The 17852-nt window shown below is 67.0% G+C and carries 15 protein-coding genes; 6 read left to right on the top strand and 9 right to left on the bottom strand.

Features of this window, described 5'->3' with window-relative positions; genetic code table 11:
• Positions 1-63 precede the first annotated feature (63 nt).
• The 3 genes from BLV97_RS08320 to BLV97_RS08310 form a co-directional block, all read right to left on the bottom strand.
• Complete coding sequence (locus tag BLV97_RS08320) at positions 64-1227, bottom strand: isovaleryl-CoA dehydrogenase (RefSeq protein ID WP_035844322.1); 1164 nt, start codon at positions 1225-1227, stop codon at positions 64-66.
• 356 nt (positions 1228-1583) lie between these two features.
• Positions 1584-2693, bottom strand: coding sequence for a 3-dehydroquinate synthase (gene aroB / locus BLV97_RS08315; protein WP_035844324.1), 1110 nt, complete (start codon positions 2691-2693; stop codon positions 1584-1586).
• Position 2694: 1 nt separating this feature from the next.
• Positions 2695-3273: a shikimate kinase gene (locus BLV97_RS08310; RefSeq protein WP_035844326.1), complete on the bottom strand. Its 579-nt coding sequence runs from the start codon at positions 3271-3273 to the stop codon at positions 2695-2697.
• Between the two features lie 121 nt (positions 3274-3394).
• Here BLV97_RS08310 and BLV97_RS21170 point away from each other — a divergent pair, with 121 nt between their 5' ends.
• The 4 genes from BLV97_RS21170 to BLV97_RS08295 all read left to right on the top strand — a co-directional run bounded on the left by BLV97_RS21170 (position 3395) and on the right by BLV97_RS08295 (position 7817).
• A complete protein-coding gene (locus BLV97_RS21170; protein ID WP_160169187.1) occupies positions 3395-3532 on the top strand; it encodes a hypothetical protein in 138 nt (45 codons plus the stop codon).
• A complete protein-coding gene (locus tag BLV97_RS08305) occupies positions 3522-5138 on the top strand; it encodes a hypothetical protein (protein ID WP_092164016.1) in 1617 nt (538 codons plus the stop codon). Before BLV97_RS21170 ends, BLV97_RS08305 begins: the two co-directional genes overlap by 11 nt.
• A gap of 3 nt (positions 5139-5141) precedes the next feature.
• The gene (locus BLV97_RS08300) at positions 5142-6089 is read left to right on the top strand and encodes a site-specific tyrosine recombinase XerD (RefSeq protein ID WP_081825116.1); all 948 of its coding nucleotides are present in this window, start codon (positions 5142-5144) and stop codon (positions 6087-6089) included.
• A 429-nt stretch (positions 6090-6518) separates the two neighbouring features.
• The gene (locus BLV97_RS08295) at positions 6519-7817 is read left to right on the top strand and encodes an HlyC/CorC family transporter (protein ID WP_035844328.1); all 1299 of its coding nucleotides are present in this window, start codon (positions 6519-6521) and stop codon (positions 7815-7817) included.
• 173 nt (positions 7818-7990) lie between these two features.
• Here BLV97_RS08295 and BLV97_RS08290 read toward each other — a convergent pair whose 3' ends face one another.
• From BLV97_RS08290 to BLV97_RS08265, 6 genes are all read right to left on the bottom strand, one after another.
• Complete coding sequence (locus tag BLV97_RS08290) at positions 7991-8533, bottom strand: sarcosine oxidase subunit gamma (protein WP_051646164.1); 543 nt, start codon at positions 8531-8533, stop codon at positions 7991-7993.
• Entirely contained in the window at positions 8526-11462 is a 2937-nt protein-coding gene (locus BLV97_RS08285) for a sarcosine oxidase subunit alpha family protein (protein WP_092164015.1), read from the bottom strand. Before BLV97_RS08285 ends, BLV97_RS08290 begins: the two co-directional genes overlap by 8 nt.
• The gene (locus tag BLV97_RS08280; protein ID WP_035844339.1) at positions 11459-11725 is read right to left on the bottom strand and encodes a sarcosine oxidase subunit delta; all 267 of its coding nucleotides are present in this window, start codon (positions 11723-11725) and stop codon (positions 11459-11461) included. The genes BLV97_RS08285 and BLV97_RS08280 overlap by 4 nt, the downstream gene beginning before the upstream one ends.
• 2 nt (positions 11726-11727) lie before the next feature.
• Complete coding sequence (locus BLV97_RS08275) at positions 11728-12228, bottom strand: hypothetical protein (protein ID WP_035844341.1); 501 nt, start codon at positions 12226-12228, stop codon at positions 11728-11730.
• A gap of 10 nt (positions 12229-12238) precedes the next feature.
• Positions 12239-13513, bottom strand: a complete 1275-nt coding sequence (locus BLV97_RS08270; protein ID WP_092164014.1) for a sarcosine oxidase subunit beta family protein — start codon at positions 13511-13513, stop codon at positions 12239-12241.
• Positions 13514-13781: 268 nt separating this feature from the next.
• The gene (locus BLV97_RS08265; RefSeq protein ID WP_035844349.1) at positions 13782-15212 is read right to left on the bottom strand and encodes a Glu/Leu/Phe/Val family dehydrogenase; all 1431 of its coding nucleotides are present in this window, start codon (positions 15210-15212) and stop codon (positions 13782-13784) included.
• Between the two features lie 425 nt (positions 15213-15637).
• Here BLV97_RS08265 and BLV97_RS08260 point away from each other — a divergent pair, with 425 nt between their 5' ends.
• Both BLV97_RS08260 and BLV97_RS08255 read left to right on the top strand, forming a co-directional pair.
• Positions 15638-17284: a TadE/TadG family type IV pilus assembly protein gene (locus tag BLV97_RS08260; protein ID WP_176992640.1), complete on the top strand. Its 1647-nt coding sequence runs from the start codon at positions 15638-15640 to the stop codon at positions 17282-17284.
• Positions 17281-17850 carry a TadE/TadG family type IV pilus assembly protein gene (locus BLV97_RS08255; protein ID WP_035844351.1) on the top strand — a complete coding sequence of 190 codons (570 nt, stop codon included), beginning with the start codon at positions 17281-17283 and terminating at the stop codon, positions 17848-17850. Before BLV97_RS08260 ends, BLV97_RS08255 begins: the two co-directional genes overlap by 4 nt.
• Positions 17851-17852 lie beyond the last annotated feature (2 nt).

The following is a 17852-nucleotide window of genomic DNA, read 5'->3' as shown; positions in this document are numbered from 1 at the left end:
GAGTCTCTCCCGCTATTCGGCGCTGACACATGCGGATCCGCCGCCGGCATCCGACGCCGAACTTCATCCCATCGCACCCATCAACTCGCGCCCGATCAGCATGCGGCGGATCTCCGAAGTGCCCGCGCCGATCTCCATCAGCTTGGCGTCGCGCATCAGCCGGCTGACGACGCTGTCGTTCAAAAAACCCGCGCCGCCCAGCGCCTGCACCGCCTGATGCGCCTGCACCATCGCCTGTTCGGAACAGTAAAGCACGCAGCCCGCCGCGTCCTGACGCGTCACCTCGCCCCGGTCGCAGGCACGCGCGACCTCATACAGATAGGCCCGCGCGGTGTTCATCGCGACATACATGTCGGCGATCTTGCCCTGCATCAGCTGGAAATTCCCGATCGGCTGGCCGAACTGCCGGCGCTCGGCCATATAGGGCATGACCTCGTCCAGGCAGGCCGCCATGATGCCGGTGCCGATGCCCGAAAGCACCACGCGTTCGTAATCCAGGCCCGACATCAGCACCCGCACGCCGCGGCCTTCCTCGCCCAGCACGTTCTCGAACGGCACCTCGACATTCTCGAAGATCAGCTCGGCCGTGTTCGAGCCGCGCATTCCCAGCTTGTCGAAATGCGGGCTGGTCGAAAAGCCCTTCATCTGCTTTTCGATCAGGAAGGCGGTGATGCCCTTCGATCCGGCCTCGGGGTCGGTCTTGGCATAGACGACAAGGGTGTCGGCGTCTGGCCCGTTGGTGATCCAGTACTTGGTGCCGTTCAGCACGTAGCGATCATTCTTCTTCTCGGCCCGCAGCTTCATCCCCACCACGTCCGACCCGGCCCCCGCCTCGGACATCGCCAGCGCGCCGACATGTTCGCCGGAAATCAAACCGGGCAGATATTTGCGCTTCTGCGCCTCGGTGCCGTTCAGCTTGATCTGGTTCACGCAAAGGTTCGAATGCGCGCCATAGGACAGCGACACGCTGGCCGAGGCGCGGGCGATCTCCTCTACCGCGACGCAATGGGCAAGATAGCCCATCCCCGCCCCGCCGTATTTCTCGGGCACGGTGATGCCCAGAAGGCCCAGTTCGCCCATCTCCTGCCACAACTCGTTCGGAAAGGCGTTGTCGCGGTCGATCTGCGCCGCCATCGGCTTCAGCCGCTCCTGCGCCCAGCGGTGGACCATATCGCGCAGGGCGTCGATATCCTCGCCCAGATCGAAACGCATCGACGCCGTGAACATGAGGCCTCCTCCGAGTTTATTGAACGCTTGTTCATTTCTTTAGCCAAGGCGGCGAGTCGGGTCAATGGGGGACGCCACGCCGCGGGGCGGAAGCGGGGAAGGTGGCGGCCCAAGGGGGCCTGACTTGTGTTGACGCCTTCCCAGTGCAAGAAGGGCGAGCGCCTGCCCGTGGGGTGGCGCCTCCTGACCTGCGAGCGTCGCCATTTATGGCTGCAAGGTCCTGCCTTGGCCGCCGCGTGATCGAGAACTGCAAAGCGCCAGCCCGCGGGAACGGGCAGGCGCTCGCCCTGCGCCTGCGGCGCGTACCGGGCGGAAAGAGAGCTTAGCGGCAGCGGGAAGAGATCCCAGGGTCAGTCTCACCGCCCGCGCAGCGCCTCTTCCAGTACCGCTTTCACCACGCCGGGGTCGACGTCCTCGGCGACGAAAGCCTCGCCGATCCCACGCGCCAGGATGAAGCGCAGGCGCCCGTCGACCACTTTCTTGTCCTGCGCCATCAGCGCCAGCAACCCCTCGGCCCCCGGCAGATCGCCGGGGATGTCGGCCAGATCCACCTTCATCCCCATCGCCCGCAGATGCGCCCGCACCCGGCTTGGCGCCTCTTGCGAACACAGGCCCAGGCGCTGGCTCAGCTCAAACGCCAGCGCGCAGCCGATCGCCACGCCTTCACCATGTAGCAGCCGGTCGCCATAGCCGGTCGCGGCCTCCAGCGCATGGCAGAAGGTATGGCCCAGGTTCAAAAGCGCGCGTTCGCCCTGCTCGGTCTCGTCGCGCGCCACGATGCCGGCCTTCATCTCGACCGAGCGGCGCACCGCGCGCTGGCGCTTTTCGGGGTCCACCGCCAGCACCGGGCCGTTGGCTTCCAGCCAGTCGAAGAAGCCGGCATCGCCCAGCAGCCCGTATTTCACCACCTCGCCATAGCCGGCCAAGAAATCGCGCGGCGCCAGCGTTTCCAGCACGTCGATATCGGCCAGCACCAGCGACGGCTGGTGAAAGGCGCCGATCAGGTTCTTGCCGGCGGGCGAATTGATCCCGGTCTTGCCGCCGACCGAACTGTCGACCTGCGCCAGAAGCGTCGTGGGGATCTGCACGAACCGCACGCCGCGCCGCAGGACCGCCGCCGCGAAACCACCCAGATCGCCGATCACGCCGCCGCCGAAGGCCACGACCACGTCGCGCCGCTCGACCTTCTCGGCCAGCAGCCATTCGACCGCGCGTTCCAGCCCGGCCCAGCACTTGGTGCCCTCGCCCGGCGGCAGGGCCAGCGCGGACATCGCGATGCCTTCCGTGGCCAGCCCGTCGCGCAACGCCTCCAGATGCAGGCCCGCCACCGTCTCGTCGGTGATCACGGCCACACGCCTGCGCGCCAGCAGCGGCGCGATCTCGGCGCCCGCGCGGGCGATCAGGCCCGGCCCGATCCGCACCCCATAGCTGCGCGCACCCAGGGCCACGCCGACTTCCTCGACCATCTCAGATCCTTTCCAGCACGTCGGGGCGGTGGGCGACCAGCGCCTCGGCCACCCTTCCCGCCATCTCGTCGATCGAATAGTCCGGCTGGGCTTCGACCGCCAGATCGGCCAGCGCATAGACCGGGACCCGGGCCTCGTACATCGACGAAAGCGTGGCCTTGGGATCGGGGGTGCGCAGCAGCGGCCGGGTGGTCTTGTGACGCACCCGCGCCCAAAGCAGCGGCAGATCGGCCTTCAGCCAGACCGACACCCCGCGTTCGTGGATCAGCGCGCGGTTGCCCGCATGCAAGAATGCCCCGCCCCCGGTCGAAAGCACCCCCGCAGGCCCATCCAGCAGACGTGCCAGAACCCGGGCCTCCTTTTCGCGGAAGAACGGCTCTCCGTAGCGCTCGAAAATCTCGGCCACCGACAGGTTGGCGGCGCGCACGATCTCTTCGTCCGAATCGAGGAATCCCACCCCCAGATCGCGCGCAAGCTGGGTGCCGACGGCTGTCTTGCCCGCCCCCATCATGCCGACCATGACGATTGTCTTGTTCAGGCGCCACGCCACCTGGCAGGCCTCCGCCGACTGGTTTGTGATCGAAAACTTTCCGCCTTCAATGGCGTGAACTCTCGGGAAATGCCATATATAATCGTGCCGTTCCGTGCCGGTCGGCCGCTAACGATTGAAAAATACAACGAAAACCAGAAGGCAGGAATTGATGGGACGTCTGGCCAAGGCAATTGCGGTATTGATCGTTCTGGGGGCGGTGGCCTTCGTGGGCTATGCGTACTGGCCCGGTACGCTGAAGCCGCATGTGACGAAAGTGGAACAACCGGTGAAGCTGGATGCGAACTAGACGGCCCGAGGGCCGCGCGATCGGGGCGATTGCGGCGGCGGCCGCGCGCGTGGGCGCCAGGGCCGCGCTTGTCGGCGCGCTGTGCCTGACCACCGCCCTGGCCCCGACGGCCGGCCTGCGTGCCGAAACCGCCCCGGGCAAGCCGCTGTCGGCGATCCAGTGGCTTTCCAATTCGGTGACCCGACCGGTGGCGCCCAAGCCGGTGCAGCCAGTTCCGCCCGGCAGCGCCCTGCCCGCCCCGGTCTCGACCTCGGTGCTGCGCAAGGGGCCGGCGCTGGATGCGGTCGGGCTGTTGCCGGTCAAGACCACGGGCTTTCCGCGCGATCTGTGGGGCAAGACGCCCACCGACACGCTGGTGCGGCTGATCCGGGGCGAAGACCTCAACACACTGCCCGCCCTGCAAAAGCTGTTCACCGAGATGATGCTGGCCGAGGTCGACGCCCCCGACGACAGCTCAGGGTCGGGCAAGCTGCTCTTGGCGCGGGTCGACCGGCTGCTGGATCTGGGCGCGCTGGATCAGGCGCAGGCACTGTTGAGCCAGGCCGGCACCGACCGGCCCGACATCTTCCGGCGCTGGTTCGACGTGGCGCTGCTTCTGGGCGACGAGACCCGCGCCTGCACCGAGATGAAGGCCCAGCCCGACGTCGCCCCCACCTTCCCGGCGCGGATCTTCTGCCTGGCGCGCAACGGCGACTGGAACGCCGCGGCGCTGACCTTGCAGACTGCCAAGGCCCTGGGCTTCGTCAAGGGCGAGATGGCCGAACTGCTGCAGCGCTTTCTGGACCCCGCCGCCGAGGAAGACGCCGACCCCCTGCCGCCGCCGCAGCGCCCTTCCCCGCTGGTGTTCAGGATGATGGAGGCGATCGGCGAGCCGATGTCCACCAATACCCTGCCGGTGGCCTTCGCCCAGGCCGACCTGCGCGAGAACATCGGCTGGAAAAGCCAGCTTGACGCGGCCGAGCGGCTGGCGCGCACCGGGGCGATCCCGGCCAGCCGGCTTTGGCTGCTTTACCGGCAGCACCAGCCGGCGGCCTCGGGTGGGGTCTGGGACCGGGTGGCGCGGGTGCATGTGCTGGACGACGCGCTGCGGCGCGGCAACCTGGGCGCGGTCGAGATGGCCTTGCCCGAAGCCTGGAAATCCTTCCGCGAGGCAGAACTAGAGGTGCCCTTCGCGCAGATCTATGCCGAGAAGCTGGCCAAGCTGCGGCTGGGCGGGCGCGCGGGCCAGGTCGCCTTCGACGTGGCGATGCTGTCGCGCGACTACGAGGCATTGTCGAAGAAGCTGCCCATCTCGACCCGGCGCGAGGCCTTCCTGGCCTCGATCGCCCGCGGCCAGCCCGACGCGGCGCTGGCGCCGAACAGCATGGGCAGCGCCATCGCCGCGGCCTTCGCCAGCCCGGCGCCGGTGCCGCAAAGCCTGGCCGATCTGGCCGACAACCAGCAGCTGGGTGCCGCCATACTGGAGGCGATGAGCCGCATCACCGACGGCGCCAAGGGCGATGTCGGCGGCGTCACCGCGGGGCTGGCCTTGCTGCTGAAGGTGGGCCTGGTCGATGTGGCCCGGCGCAGCGCGCTGCAGCTGATGCTGCTGGATCGGCGGGGATAGGGCATGGCGGGCAGCCCGGCAGCCGGCGGGATGACGCGCTGGATCTCGACCTTCCTCGAGGCCCAGGCGGCCGAGCGCGGATCGGCCCGCAACACGCTGCTGGGCTATGGCCGCGACCTGCAGGATTTCACCGCCTGGCTGGCGCGTCGCGGCGCCGATCTCGACACCGTCGACCGCGCCACGATCGAGGCCTACCTGATCGCCTGCGACGCCGAGGGCCTGAGCCGCGCCACCCGCGCGCGGCGGCTGTCGTCGATCCGCCAGCTTTTCCGCTTTGCCTATGAGGAAGGCTGGCGCGCCGACAATCCCGCCCTGCGCATCACCGGCCCCGGCCGCGACAAGCGCCTGCCCAAGACCCTGTCCGAAGCCGAGGTCGAGGCGCTGCTGGAGGCCGCCCGCAACACCGGCCGCGAAGGCGATCGGCTGCGCAACACCTGCCTGATGGAACTGCTCTATGCCACGGGAATGCGGGTAAGCGAACTGGTCTCGCTGCCGGCCACGGCGGCGCGCGGCGATCCGCGGATGCTTCTGGTACGGGGCAAGGGCGGCAAGGAACGGATGGTGCCGCTCTCGGGCCCCGCGCGGGCGGCGTTGGCGGCCTGGCTGCAACGCCGCGATGCCGAGGAAGAGACCGCGCGCGCGGGCGGCGCGGCCCCGAACCACCATCTGTTCCCGGCGCGCGGCAAAGCGGGGCATCTGACGCGGCAAAGCTTCTTCCAGCTGATCAAGCGGCTCGCGCGCGGGACCGGGCTGGACCCGGCCCGCGTCACCCCGCATGTGCTGCGCCATGCCTTCGCGACTCATCTGCTGGCCCATGGCGCGGATCTGCGCGCGATCCAGACGCTCCTGGGCCACGCCGATATCGGCACGACCGAGATCTACACCCATGTGCTGGAAGAACGCCTCAAGACCCTGGTGCTGGAACACCACCCTCTGGCCCGAGAGGAATAACCAGGCCACAGCCACCCTTTCGCAAGCGCCGGTCGCAGCCCGACGCACGCGCAGGCCCTTGTCGCGCGCCGGCACGCGGGCTGACCTCGTCGCGCGCCGGCACGCGCGCTGGCCCAGCAGGCCCGCCCCGCCGCGCGCCGGCACGCGCGCTGGCCCGGCAGGCCCGCCCCCAGCACGCACCGCCCGTGCCGGGCACACCAGAGAAGCAAGATGCCGCCCCGGCACGACCGGGCCGGCGCCAAGTGGCTTTCGCTCACCGCACAAGCCATGCGGGATGCTGCCCCAATAAGGGCAGCCGCGCCTGGCCCGAACCAGCCCCCGCGGACAGGTGCGCTGCCTGCATGGGGCGCGCAGGACCGCTGCGCCCTTGCATCCGCCCCCCCGCGCCTTTCATAAGGAAAGCCGCACCATTTTAACCCAGGACCGCCCATGCTTGCCGATCTCGATGCCACCTTCTGGATCACCGCCGGGGCGATCGTGCTGCTTTTGCTGCTCTCGGCCTTTTTCTCGGGCTCGGAAACCGCGCTGACCGCGGCCTCGCGCGGCAAGCTGCGCGCGCAGGCCGACAAGGGCTCCTCCGGCGCCCGGGCGGCCCTTGGCGTGACCGAGGACAGCGAACGGCTGATCGGCGCGGTGCTGCTGGGCAACAACCTCACCAACATCCTCTCGGCGTCGCTGGCGACCTCGCTGTTGACGCGGATGTTCGGCACCTCGGGTGTGGCACTGGCGACGCTGGTGATGACCTTCCTGGTGCTGATCTTCGCCGAGGTCCTGCCCAAGACCTACGCGATCACCAATGCCGAGGCCGCCGCCGCCCGCATCGCCCCGGCGATCCGGATCGTGATCATCCTGTTCTCGCCGGTGGTCGCGGCGATCCGCTGGCTCGTGCGGCTGATCCTCGCCCTCGTCGGCGTCAAGACCGATCCCGACAGCCATATCCTGGCGGTGCGCGACGAGATCGCCGGCGCCATCGCGCTTGGCCACAGCGAGGGTGCGGTGCTGAAGGAGGACCGCGACCGCCTGCTTGGCGCGCTCGACCTGTCGGACCGCACGGTCGAGGAAATCATGCGCCACCGGTCAGAGATCGAGATGGTCGATGCCGACGCCGCGCCCGATCAGATCGTGACCCAGGCGCTGACCTCGGCCTACACCCGTCTGCCGGTGTTCCGCGGCGAACGCGAGAACATCATCGGCGTGATGCATGCCAAGGACCTGCTGCGCGAGGTCGACCGCCTAGTGCGCGGCGGCGAAAGCACGGTCGCCAACATCGGCGAGCTCGACGTGATGAAAGTCGCGATGAAGCCCTATTTCGTGCCCGAGACCACCTCGCTCGACGATCAGATGCGCCAGTTCCTGCGCCGCCACACCCATTTCGCGCTGGTGGTCGATGAATACGGCGCCCTGCAGGGGCTGATCACGCTGGAAGACATCCTCGAAGAGATCGTGGGCGAGATCACCGATGAATTCGACATCGGCGAGGCCGTGCCGCTGAAACGCGCCGAGAGCGGCGATTACCTGGTCGACGGCGCGATGACGATCCGCGACCTGAACCGCGCCACCGACTGGGCGCTGCCCGACGACGAGGCCAACACCGTGGCGGGGCTGGTGATTCATGAGGCGCAGATGATCCCGGCCGAAGGCCAGGTGTTCTCATTCCACGGGTTCCGCTTCGAGGTGGTGACGCGCAAGGAAAACCGCATCACGCGGCTGAAGATCCGGCCGTTGTGATCGCGGCGGGCGCCGGCGCCGGGGGTTTCACACCGCGTCGCCATCGTCGCTGGGCGCGATGGCGCGACGATTACGACGCCCGTAGAGTATTTGGACCAAGATGAAGGGGGAAGTTTCCCAACTTCCATTGCGCCGCGCTCCTCGGGCCGCCGGGCGGGGCGGTGCCCCTGCCCTCAGGCCTGCTGCCGCGCGGCAAGGGCGGCCATCGCCACCCCGATCTCGTGCACGGCGGCGCGCGCCATCGAGCGAAACAACAGCATCTCGATCCCCTCGGGGGCGCGCATCACGACCGAGAGCATGTGACCCACCGGAGCACGCGCCGCGCTTCCTGCCCCGAAGACCTGGGGGCGCAGGTCAATCGGGATCAGCCGCGCCAGCGCATCCTCGGCGCCCGGACCGGAAAGCCGCAGCCCGACCCAGCCGTCGCTTTGGTCGGTCAGCGCGGCAAGGCCGGTCAGCGGCGCTGGATCGGCGTCGATCAGGAAGGCCTGGCCCGGGCCGGTCCAGACGCAGCGGCCCGCGGCGGCCTCGACCACCTGGTTCGGCGCGGCAAAGCGCAGGCCCAGCGGTTTCAGCGCCTGCGCGACATCGGCCTCCCGGCCCTTGAACGGCGCGACCGAGGTGATGCGCGCGGGCGTCGCGTCCGTCAGCGCCAGCGCACCATGGCGGACCGGAACGAGGCCCTGAAGGGCCGAGGTGGTGATCAGGCTAGGCACGGGCGCGCCCCCCTTCCTTGTCGAAGAACACAGGATCGGTCACCTCGCACAGCACATCGAGGCCGCGCAGGTGGTCGACCAGCCGCACGCGCTTGCCGATCCGGGCGCGGCCGTCCAGCAAGAACCCAAGCCCAAGGTTCGTGTGTAGCGTCGGCGACCAGCAGACCGAGGTGACATAGCCCTGCGCATTCACCCGATCGGCCTTGGTGCCCGGCGCGAAAAGATGCGCCCCCGCGCCCAGCTCATGCTTCGGCTGCACCGGCTTCAGCCCGACCAATTGCTCGCGCTCCCCGGTCAGGCCGGGGCGCTGCGCCGCCGCCTTGCCGATGCAATCCTTCTTGGCGCTGATCATCCGCCCCATGCCGATATCGCCCGCCGTCACCCGTCCGTGGATCTCGGCATGCGTGATCAGCCCCTTCTCGATGCGCAGGACGTTCAGCGCCTCCATCCCGTAGGCGCCGCCGCCCATCGCCTCGGCCCGCGCCACAAGATCGCGGTAGAGCGCGTTGCCGTAACGTGCCGGCACCGCGATCTCATAGGCATGTTCGCCCGAGAACGAGATCCGGAACAGCCGCCCCGCAACCCCCTGCACCGAGATTTCACCACAAGCCATGAAGGCAAAGGCCGTGCCGTCAACCGGCGCGTCCAGCAGCGTGTTCAGCAGATCGCGCGATTTCGGCCCGGCAACGGCAAATTGCGCCCATTGCTCGGTGACCGAGATGAACTGCACGTCCAATTCGGGCCGCAGCGCCTGGCGCACGAATTCCAGATGCCGCATCACCGCGCCGGCGGCGGCGGTGGTGGTGGTCATCAGGTAATGGCCCTCGGCCAGGCAGGCGGTGGTGCCGTCGTCCATCACATGGCCGTCTTCGCGCAGCATCAGGCCATAGCGCACGCGCCCCGGCTTCAGCGTCGAGAACGTGTTGGCATAGACGAAATCTAGGAACGCCCCCGCATCCGGCCCCTGAATGTCGATCTTGCCCAGGGTCGAGACATCGCAGATCCCCACGGCGGCGCGCACATAGCCCACCTCGCGGTCGCAGGCGGCGCGCCAGGTGGCTTCACCGGGGCGTGGGAAATAGCTTGGGCGGTACCACAGCCCGGCCTCGATCATCGGCGCGCCGCGTTCGGCGGCGGCCGCGTGCGAGGTGGTGAAACGTTCTGGCGCGAAACCCTTGGCGCGCGCGCCGGCCCCCAGCGCGGCGATCGAGACCGGGGTATAGGGCGGGCGGAAGGTGGTGGTGCCGGTGGCGTCGATCCCGCGCCCGGTGGCATCGGCCAGCACCGCCAGCGCGGTGACGTTCGAATTCTTGCCCTGGTCCGGCGCCATGCCCTGGGTGGTGTAGCGCTTCATGTGTTCGACCGAGGCGAAGTTCTCCTGCGCGGCCAGCTTCACGTCCTTCGCGGTCACGTCATTGGCGAAGTCGAGCCAGGCGCGGCGCTTGCCCTCGACCAGCCAGAACGGGCGGATCGCATAGGCGCCGTCCTCGGCCTGCGGGATCTCGGCGGCCTTCGGCCTGAAGCCCAGCGCCTGCGCCGCCTCGGCGCCCTTCTCGGCGCCATCAGTCAGGCAGGCGGCGGTGGAAAACCGCCCCGCCGCCGCGCCGCAGACGCTTAGCCCCGGCACGGCGCCGGGCGCCGGCAGGAAGGCCGCAAGCGCCGGATCCCAGACCGGGCGTCCGCCCATGTGGCAGGTCAGATGCACCGAAGGGTTCCAGCCGCCCGACACCGCCAGAACGTCGGCCACGACCTCGTGCAGGCGGCCTTGATGGCGGAAACGCACCTTGGTCAGCCCGTGGCGCCCCTCGGTCCCGGTGACCTGGGCGCCGGCAAAGGTCGGCGCGCCGGGGTCGTCCGCCGCATCGGGGCGGACATCGAGCAGCGCGGTCACCTCCAGCCCGGCGGCACGCAGATCCGCGGCGGTCTGGCGCGCGCCGTCGTTGTTGGCGAAGATCACCGCCCGGGCGCCGGGGCTGGCGGCATAGCGGTTGAGGTAGCTGCGCAGCGCGCCGGCCAGCATCACGCCGGGACGGTCGTTGTCGGCAAAGGCGATGGGACGTTCCAGCGCGCCGGCGGCCAGCACCGCGCGCTTCGCCACGATGCGCCAGAAACATTCGCGCGGCCGCCCCCTCGGATCGGCCAGATGCAGCGCTACCCGTTCCAGTGCGCCATAGGTGCCGCCGTCATAGGCGCCGGTCACCGTGGTGCGGGTCATGATGCGGACGTTGGGCAGCGCGTCCAGTTCGGCCACCGTGCTGGCGGCCCAGTCGGCGCCGGACCGACCGCCGACCTCCAGCCGTTCCGACAACAGGCGCCCGCCGGGGCGGGTGTCCTCGTCGGCCAGGATCACATCGGCCCCCGCGCGGCCCGCCGCCAGCGCCGCCGCCAGGCCCGCGGGCCCCGCGCCGATCACCAGGACGTCGCAAAACGCCCAGGCCTTCTCATACGGGTCCTCGTCGGTGCGGCCCGACAGCGCCCCCAGCCCCGCCGCGCGACGGATCAGCGGCTCGTACAGCTTTTCCCAAAGGCCGCGCGGCCACATGAACGTCTTGTAGTAGAACCCCGCGCTCAGGAACGGCGAGAGCAGATCATTGATGCCCGCGAAGTCATAGGCGAGCGACGGAAAGCGATTCTGACTGCGCGCCGAAAGCCCGGGGTAGATCTCTTGCATGGTGGCGCGAACGTTCGGCGTGGTCTGGGCCGCGCGCCCGCTGCCCCGGTCGATCTGCACCAGCGCGTTGGGCTCTTCCGAGCCCGCCGTCATCACCCCGCGCGGGCGGTGATACTTGAAGCTGCGGCCCATCAGCCGCACGCCGCCCGCCATCAATGCCGAGGCCAGCGTATCGCCGCCGAAGCCCTGATAGGCATGCCCGTCGAAGGTGAAATCGACCCGGCTGGACCGGTCGAGAAGGCCGCCAGAAAGTCTCATTCCGTGGCCTCCCCGTCGACGGCCCGGACGCCGAGGATCTCATGCGTCACGGTGTTGCGCGTCACCAGCAGCCAGGCGCCGCAGCCCTGCTCGTGATACCACAGATCGCGCGTCGCCCCGGCGGGGTTGTCGCGCAGGTGAAGATAGGCGTCCCAGGCCGCGGGGGCGGCATCCTCGGCGGGGCGGTGCAGGTAATCCTCGGCGCCCAGGTAATAGAATTCGCGCCGGTCGCGCGCGCCGCAATGGGGACAGGTGATTCTCACGGCTATTTATCCCGCATGTTGATACTAAGTTTTCCATTCCCTTCGAACTTCGTGTTCAAGAGGACACCTCCGAATGCTCGGATCGCGAAGGCCTCCAAGCCGCCGATTAGATCCTTGGAAACCTCATAAGCAGAGAAGTAATAGGCGACATCTGCAAGAGAGAAGCCACTACGACTAATTTTGCGCGTCTTGGTCGCGTCGTATCGGCCTCTACCCACGGGGTGGACCACCCCGGGTATCTTCAATTGGCGGTCACGGTATTTATTGTATGACTGGTTTGCTCGATCCCAAATCGGCTGTGTTGGCGCGATGCCTACATATAAGGGACGAGCCAGACTGTCATAGAAGACATACAGACCATTCGACGCTTTCAGCCGTTCGATGATTGGCCCCCAGTAGGGATCATTGCCATACTGGGCTTCATCGAAAACTGTGTATTGCGCGCGCGTATCCTCCGCCCAATCGACAGCAGCATATTCGACGATTACGCCCAACTTGCTCATCACCCGTCCCCTAGTGCAAATTGTGCTGACTGCCGGTGCCTTCCTCGTCCAGCAGATGGCCGGTCTCGAAGCGGTTCAGGCGGAAGCCGCGGGCGACCTCATGGCTTTCGCCGGTGGCCATCAGATGGGCCATGCACCAGCCCGAGGCCGGCACCGCCTTGAAGCCGCCGTAGTTCCAGCCGCAATCGATGAACAGGCCGTCGATATGGGTCTTGTCGATGATCGGGCTGCCGTCGGGGGTCATGTCCATGATGCCGCCCCAAGAGCGCAGCACCTTCGGCCGCCCGATCATCGGCATCAGCGCCATGCCGGCCTCCATCACATGTTCGACCATCGGCAGGTTGCCGCGCTGCGCGTAGGAGGCGTAGAAATCCAGATCGCCGCCGAAGACGAGGCCGCCCTTGTCCGATTGCGAGATGTAGAAATGCCCCATGCCGAAGCTGATGACATGGTCGATGCAGGGCTTCAGCCCCTCGGTCACGAAGGCCTGCAGGATGTGGCTTTCCACCGGCAGCCGCATCCCCGCCATCGCCGCCACCTGGCCCGAACGCCCGGCGACGATCATCGCCACCTTGCGCGCCTTGATCGCGCCGCGCGTGGTCTGCACGCCCAAGACGCGCCCACCTTCGACGTCGATCCCCGTGACTTCGCAATTCTGGATCAGGTCCACGCCCAACCGGTCGGCGCCGCGCGCATAGCCCCAGGCCACCGCGTCATGGCGCGCGGTGCCGCCGCGGGCATGGTACAGGCCGCCGTAGATCGGAAAGCGCGCATTGTCGAAATCCAGATAGGGCAGCATCCGGCGCACCCCCGCCCGATCCAGCAGCACCGCGTCGTCGCCCTGGTTCACCATCGCGTTGCCGCGCCGCGCGAAGGCGTCACGCTGGCCGTCGGAATGGAACAGGTTGATCAGACCGCGCTGCGAATGCATCACGTTGTAATTCAGTTCCTGCTCCAGCCCTTCCCAGAGCTTGAGCGAATGGGAATAGAACTCGGAATTGCCCGGCAGGAAGTAGTTCGCCCGCACGATCGTGGTGTTGCGCCCCACGTTGCCGCCGCCAAGATAGCCCTTTTCGAGCACGGCGATATTGGTCAGCCCGTGGTTTTTCGCCAGGTAATAGGCGGTCGAAAGGCCATGGCCGCCGCCGCCGATGATCACCGCGTCATAGCTGTCCTTGGGCGCGGGATCGCGCCAGGCGGGCGTCCAGCCCTTGTTGCCCAACAGGCCCTCGGCCAGCACCCGAAGCCCCGAATAGCCCCCCGCATTCCAATGCTTGAACCCCATGACGGTCCCCGATCCTTGCCCACCGCCAGAGTGAACCCCCAACGCACCGAGTCTTCAATGACCGATTGCGCCAAGCCTTGTACGTCCGCGACGGATCGTGTCGCGAATGGGCGGATCATTCGAAAGGTTCGGATGACGGCGCCGGGGGCGCGGCCCCCGGACCCCCGGAGTATTTTTCCCAAGATGAAGACAAAGAGCGCCCTTGTCCTTCTTTCTGGTCCGAATACGCACCGAGGGGCGCAGGGGGCAGCGCCCCCGCCCGCGGCGCCTACAGCCCCTTCGAGCGGTAGGCTTTCGCGACCCGGTCGATCGCCACGATGAAGGCGGCGACGCGCAGGTCTTCGATGCCTTCACGGCCATGCCAGAGCGCGCGCATCTCGCCATAGGCCGCGCGCATCGTGTCGTCGAGCCCCGAGCGCACCAGCTCCAGCTCGTCGGCGCCGCGCAGGTACTGCTCCTTGAAGCCCGGCGACAGCGACCAGCCCAGCTGACGGTCCGAGGACAGGCGCTCCAGCTCGTCGACCAGCATCTGGTGGCGGGCCTCCTCGCGGCGGCGCTCGATCCGGCCGAAACGGATATGGGTGAGGTTCTTCACCCATTCGAAATAGCTGACCGTCACCCCGCCCGCGTTGGCATAGAGATCGGGGATGATCACCTTGCCCTTCGAGCGCAGGATCTCGTCGGCGCCGAAGGTGATCGGGCCGTTGGCGGCCTCGGCGATCAGCGACGCCTGGATGCGATGCGCGTTCGACAGGTTGATCACACCCTCCATCGCGGCCGGGATCAGGATGTCGCAATCCTCTTCCAGCAGCGTCGCGCCGTTCTCGACATAGGTGGCGTCGGGATAGCCCTTGACCCCGCCATGCCCCACCAGCCAGTCGCGCACCTTCGCCACATCAAGCCCGTTGGGATTGTAGAGCCCGCCGTCGCGTTCGATGATCGCGGTGATCTTGCAGCCGTCCTCGGTCTGCAGGAACAGCCCCGCGTGATAGCCCACGTTGCCCAGGCCCTGCACGATCACCCGCTTGCCGTCGAGCGTGCCGGAAAGCCCGGCCTTGGCCTTGTCCTCGGGGTGGCGGAAAAACTCGCGCAGCGCATATTGCACGCCGCGACCGGTGGCCTCGATCCGGCCCTGAATGCCGTCGCCGTTCAAGGGCTTGCCGGTGACGCAGGCGGTGGCGTTGATGTCGGTGGTGTTCATGCGCCGGTACTGGTCGACGATCCAGGCCATCTCGCGCTCGCCGGTGCCCATGTCGGGGGCGGGCACGTTCTGCGACGGGTTGATCAGGTCGCGCTTGATCAGCTCATAGGCGAAGCGGCGGGTGATCTGCTCCAGCTCATGTTCCTCGTACTGGGTCGGGTCGATGCACAGCCCCCCCTTCGAGCCGCCGAACGGGGTTTCGACCAGCGCGCATTTGTAGGTCATCAGCGCGGCCAGCGCCTCGACCTCGTCCTGGTTCACGCTCATCGCGTAGCGGATGCCGCCCTTGACGGGTTCCATGTGCTCGGAATGGACCGAGCGGTAGCCGACGAAGGTTTCGATCTTGCCGCGCAGGCGGACACCGAAGCGCACGGTATAGGTGGAATTGCAAACCCGGATCTTCTGCTCGAGCCCCGGTGACAGATCCATCGCCGCGACGGCGCGGTTGAACATCATGTCGACGGATTCACGAAAGCTCGGTTCGCTCATGGCGGCCATTTTATCCTCCTGATGGCGCGTGCCGGGGTTGACCCGGTCGGATGCGACGCGCCTCGCGGTATACGCCAATCATTTTCAGGTGCCACCCCCGTTTTGGCTGGCGCCGCCGCCCCGCCACACCGTCAAGGGCGATTCGCGGCGCGAGCTTCACGCCGCGATTCTGAAAGCGATACCCGCGAAAACGGCTGTTCACCTGCGGAAATGTTCCATTTTTCCGGTTTGGACCCGTTTCACGCCTCATTTTCGCCAAACCCGTTCCCGCTTATAGGGGCGGAAAGGACCGTTGCGATCTCTCGGACATCCCCGGTCCATGATGTTGAGAACCGGGATTGCCCGGCAGAGGGACAATGATGCGTGCGCTCAGCCACTTCCTAGCGGATACCGCCTGTGGAAGCCGTTCCCGCGGCGCCGGCGACGCATCCCGAATGCCGCGCTGGCATCGCCTGACCCGGTTCCGTGACGACGAATCCGGCGCCATGCTGCTGTTCGGGCTGATGATGCTGGTCGGGATCCTGGTGATCTCGGGGATGTCAGTCGATCTGGTGCGCTACGAATCGATGCGCACCCGGTTGCAGAACACGCTCGACAGCGCGACCCTGGCCGCGGCCAATCTCGACCAGTCGCTGAACCCGACCTCGGTGGTGCAGGACTACATGACGAAGGCCGGCCTCGGGGATTACCTGACCAACGTCACCGTCACCGGCGGAATGAACAATCGCACCGTTTCGGCCCAGGCCGCGGCCGACGTGCCCACCGTCTTTCTGCGCCTGGCCGGTATCGACAACCTCACCCCGACGACCGCCAGCACCGCCTCCGAGGCGATCGGCAGCGTCGAGATTTCGCTGGTCCTTGATGTGTCGGGGTCGATGAACCAATACAACAAGATCGGCGAGCTGCGGAACGCGGCGACGGAATTCGTCACCAAAATGTTCAACTCGACCGAGCCGGGGAAGCTGTCGATCTCGGTCGTGCCCTACGCGGCGCAGGTGGCGATCTCGCCCGAATTGTTCAACTATTTCTCGTCGACCCGCGACCAGACCTATTCCTATTGCTTCGATTTCGCGCAGGCCGATTTCAAGACCACCGCAATGCCGCTGGACCATACCTATCAGCAGGCCGCGAACTTCGACCCTTGGTACTGGGATCAGACCACAAACATCTCTCCGGCGATGCGGGTCTGCCCGCTGGAATCGAACCGCGACGTGCTGCCGTTCTCGGCCGACGAAAGCACGATCAAGAGCGTGATCGCGGGGCTACAGGCCGGCGGAAACACCTCGATCGACGTGGGCATGAAATGGGGCGCGGGGCTGCTTGACCCCAGCACCCAGCCGATCATGTCGGCGATGATCAACAAGGGTGAACGCAACGCCGATCTCGCCGGTCGCCCCTATGCATTCGACGACAAGGAAGCGATGAAGGTGATCGTGCTGATGACCGACGGCGAAAACACCTCGCGCGCGGAAATCAATCCGGCCTATGCGTCCGGCACGTCGAACGTGCTGTTCAACAGCGCCGACAGGAATGCCTTCTCGATCTACGACGCCGCAAGCAAGAAATACTATTGGAGCGCCGACGGCAAGTGGCACACCATGCCCTTCGAACAGGGCGGCGACAGCTATAGGGGCTGCACCTCCTACAGTCGCTGGGGCGAATGCCGTTCCTATGCCACGATGCAGCCGAAGGGAAAGGCGGTTCCAGTCACCTGGCCGGAGTTGTGGAACGAAGTCTCGGTGCGCTACTTCACCGAACAGATGATCTATCCTGCCTATGGCAGCCATGCTGCCTCGACCTGGTACAAGGACATCGTCGACTGGCAGGATGGCATCCCCGGCTACAATAACGGCCGGAACTCGGGCATCCAGGACAGCAACCTCAACCACATCTGCAACGAGGCCAAGCGTCAGAACATCACGATCTACTCGATCGGCTTCATGACATCCAACCACGGCAAGGCGGTGCTGAAGACCTGCGCCACCAAGCCCAGCTACTTCTTCGACGTGCAGAACCTCGATATTGCGAGCGCCTTCGCGTCGATTGCGAATTCGATCAACAAGCTGAGGCTGACGCAATGACCCCCGCATTTCCCCCCGCCAAGACCCGCGCGGGCCTGTGGCGCCGCATGACGCGCTGGGCACGACGCGAGGACGGCACCGCGACGGTCGAATTCGTGGTCGTGGTGCCGATCTTGCTGATCCTGTTCATGTCCTCGGTCGAGGCCGGCTTCATGCAGCTGCGCTATGTGATGCTGGAACGCGGTGTCGACATGACCGTGCGCGAACTGCGCCTGGGCCAGATCCATCAGCCGACACAGGACAAGCTTCGCAACGAGATCTGCCGCCTGGCGATGGTGATCCCCGATTGCGTGAACTCGCTTCTGGTCGAGCTTCGCCCCGTCGACACCAGCACCTGGGGCGGGATGGGCGACACTTCGACCTGCATCAACCGCGACGAGCCGATCGCCCCGCAAGAGCCGCCGAACTTCAACCCCGGCGTGGGCGACCAGCTCATGCTGATCCGCGCCTGCGCCGTGTTCGACCCGATCTATCCCACCGTCGGTCTGGGGCTGCAACTGGCCAAGGACGTGGGCGGTACATATCACCTTGTCGCTTCTTCTGCCTTCGTCAATGAACCGAGCTGAGC

The sequence above is a fragment of the Allgaiera indica genome (assembly GCF_900106675.1).
Classification (GTDB): Bacteria; Pseudomonadota; Alphaproteobacteria; order Rhodobacterales; family Rhodobacteraceae; genus Acidimangrovimonas; species Acidimangrovimonas indica.
Note: the sequence above shows the minus strand (reverse complement) of the source record. Positions and strands in the feature narration are given on the sequence as shown.

Excerpts from the sequence above, each read along its gene's own strand:
- BLV97_RS08320 (WP_035844322.1), bottom strand. The coding sequence starts at position 1,227 with ATGTTCACGGCGTCGATGCGTTTCGATCTGGGCGAGGATATCGACGCC.
- aroB (WP_035844324.1), bottom strand. The coding sequence starts at position 2,693 with ATGGTCGAGGAAGTCGGCGTGGCCCTGGGTGCGCGCAGCTATGGGGTG.
- BLV97_RS21170 (WP_160169187.1), top strand. The coding sequence starts at position 3,395 with ATGGGACGTCTGGCCAAGGCAATTGCGGTATTGATCGTTCTGGGGGCG.
- BLV97_RS08305 (WP_092164016.1), top strand. The coding sequence starts at position 3,522 with ATGCGAACTAGACGGCCCGAGGGCCGCGCGATCGGGGCGATTGCGGCG.
- BLV97_RS08300 (WP_081825116.1), top strand. The coding sequence starts at position 5,142 with ATGGCGGGCAGCCCGGCAGCCGGCGGGATGACGCGCTGGATCTCGACC.
- BLV97_RS08295 (WP_035844328.1), top strand. The coding sequence starts at position 6,519 with ATGCTTGCCGATCTCGATGCCACCTTCTGGATCACCGCCGGGGCGATC.
- BLV97_RS08285 (WP_092164015.1), bottom strand. The coding sequence starts at position 11,462 with ATGAGACTTTCTGGCGGCCTTCTCGACCGGTCCAGCCGGGTCGATTTC.
- BLV97_RS08275 (WP_035844341.1), bottom strand. The coding sequence starts at position 12,228 with ATGAGCAAGTTGGGCGTAATCGTCGAATATGCTGCTGTCGATTGGGCG.
- BLV97_RS08270 (WP_092164014.1), bottom strand. The coding sequence starts at position 13,513 with ATGGGGTTCAAGCATTGGAATGCGGGGGGCTATTCGGGGCTTCGGGTG.
- BLV97_RS08265 (WP_035844349.1), bottom strand. The coding sequence starts at position 15,212 with ATGGCCGCCATGAGCGAACCGAGCTTTCGTGAATCCGTCGACATGATG.
- BLV97_RS08260 (WP_176992640.1), top strand. The coding sequence starts at position 15,638 with ATGCCGCGCTGGCATCGCCTGACCCGGTTCCGTGACGACGAATCCGGC.
- BLV97_RS08255 (WP_035844351.1), top strand. The coding sequence starts at position 17,281 with ATGACCCCCGCATTTCCCCCCGCCAAGACCCGCGCGGGCCTGTGGCGC.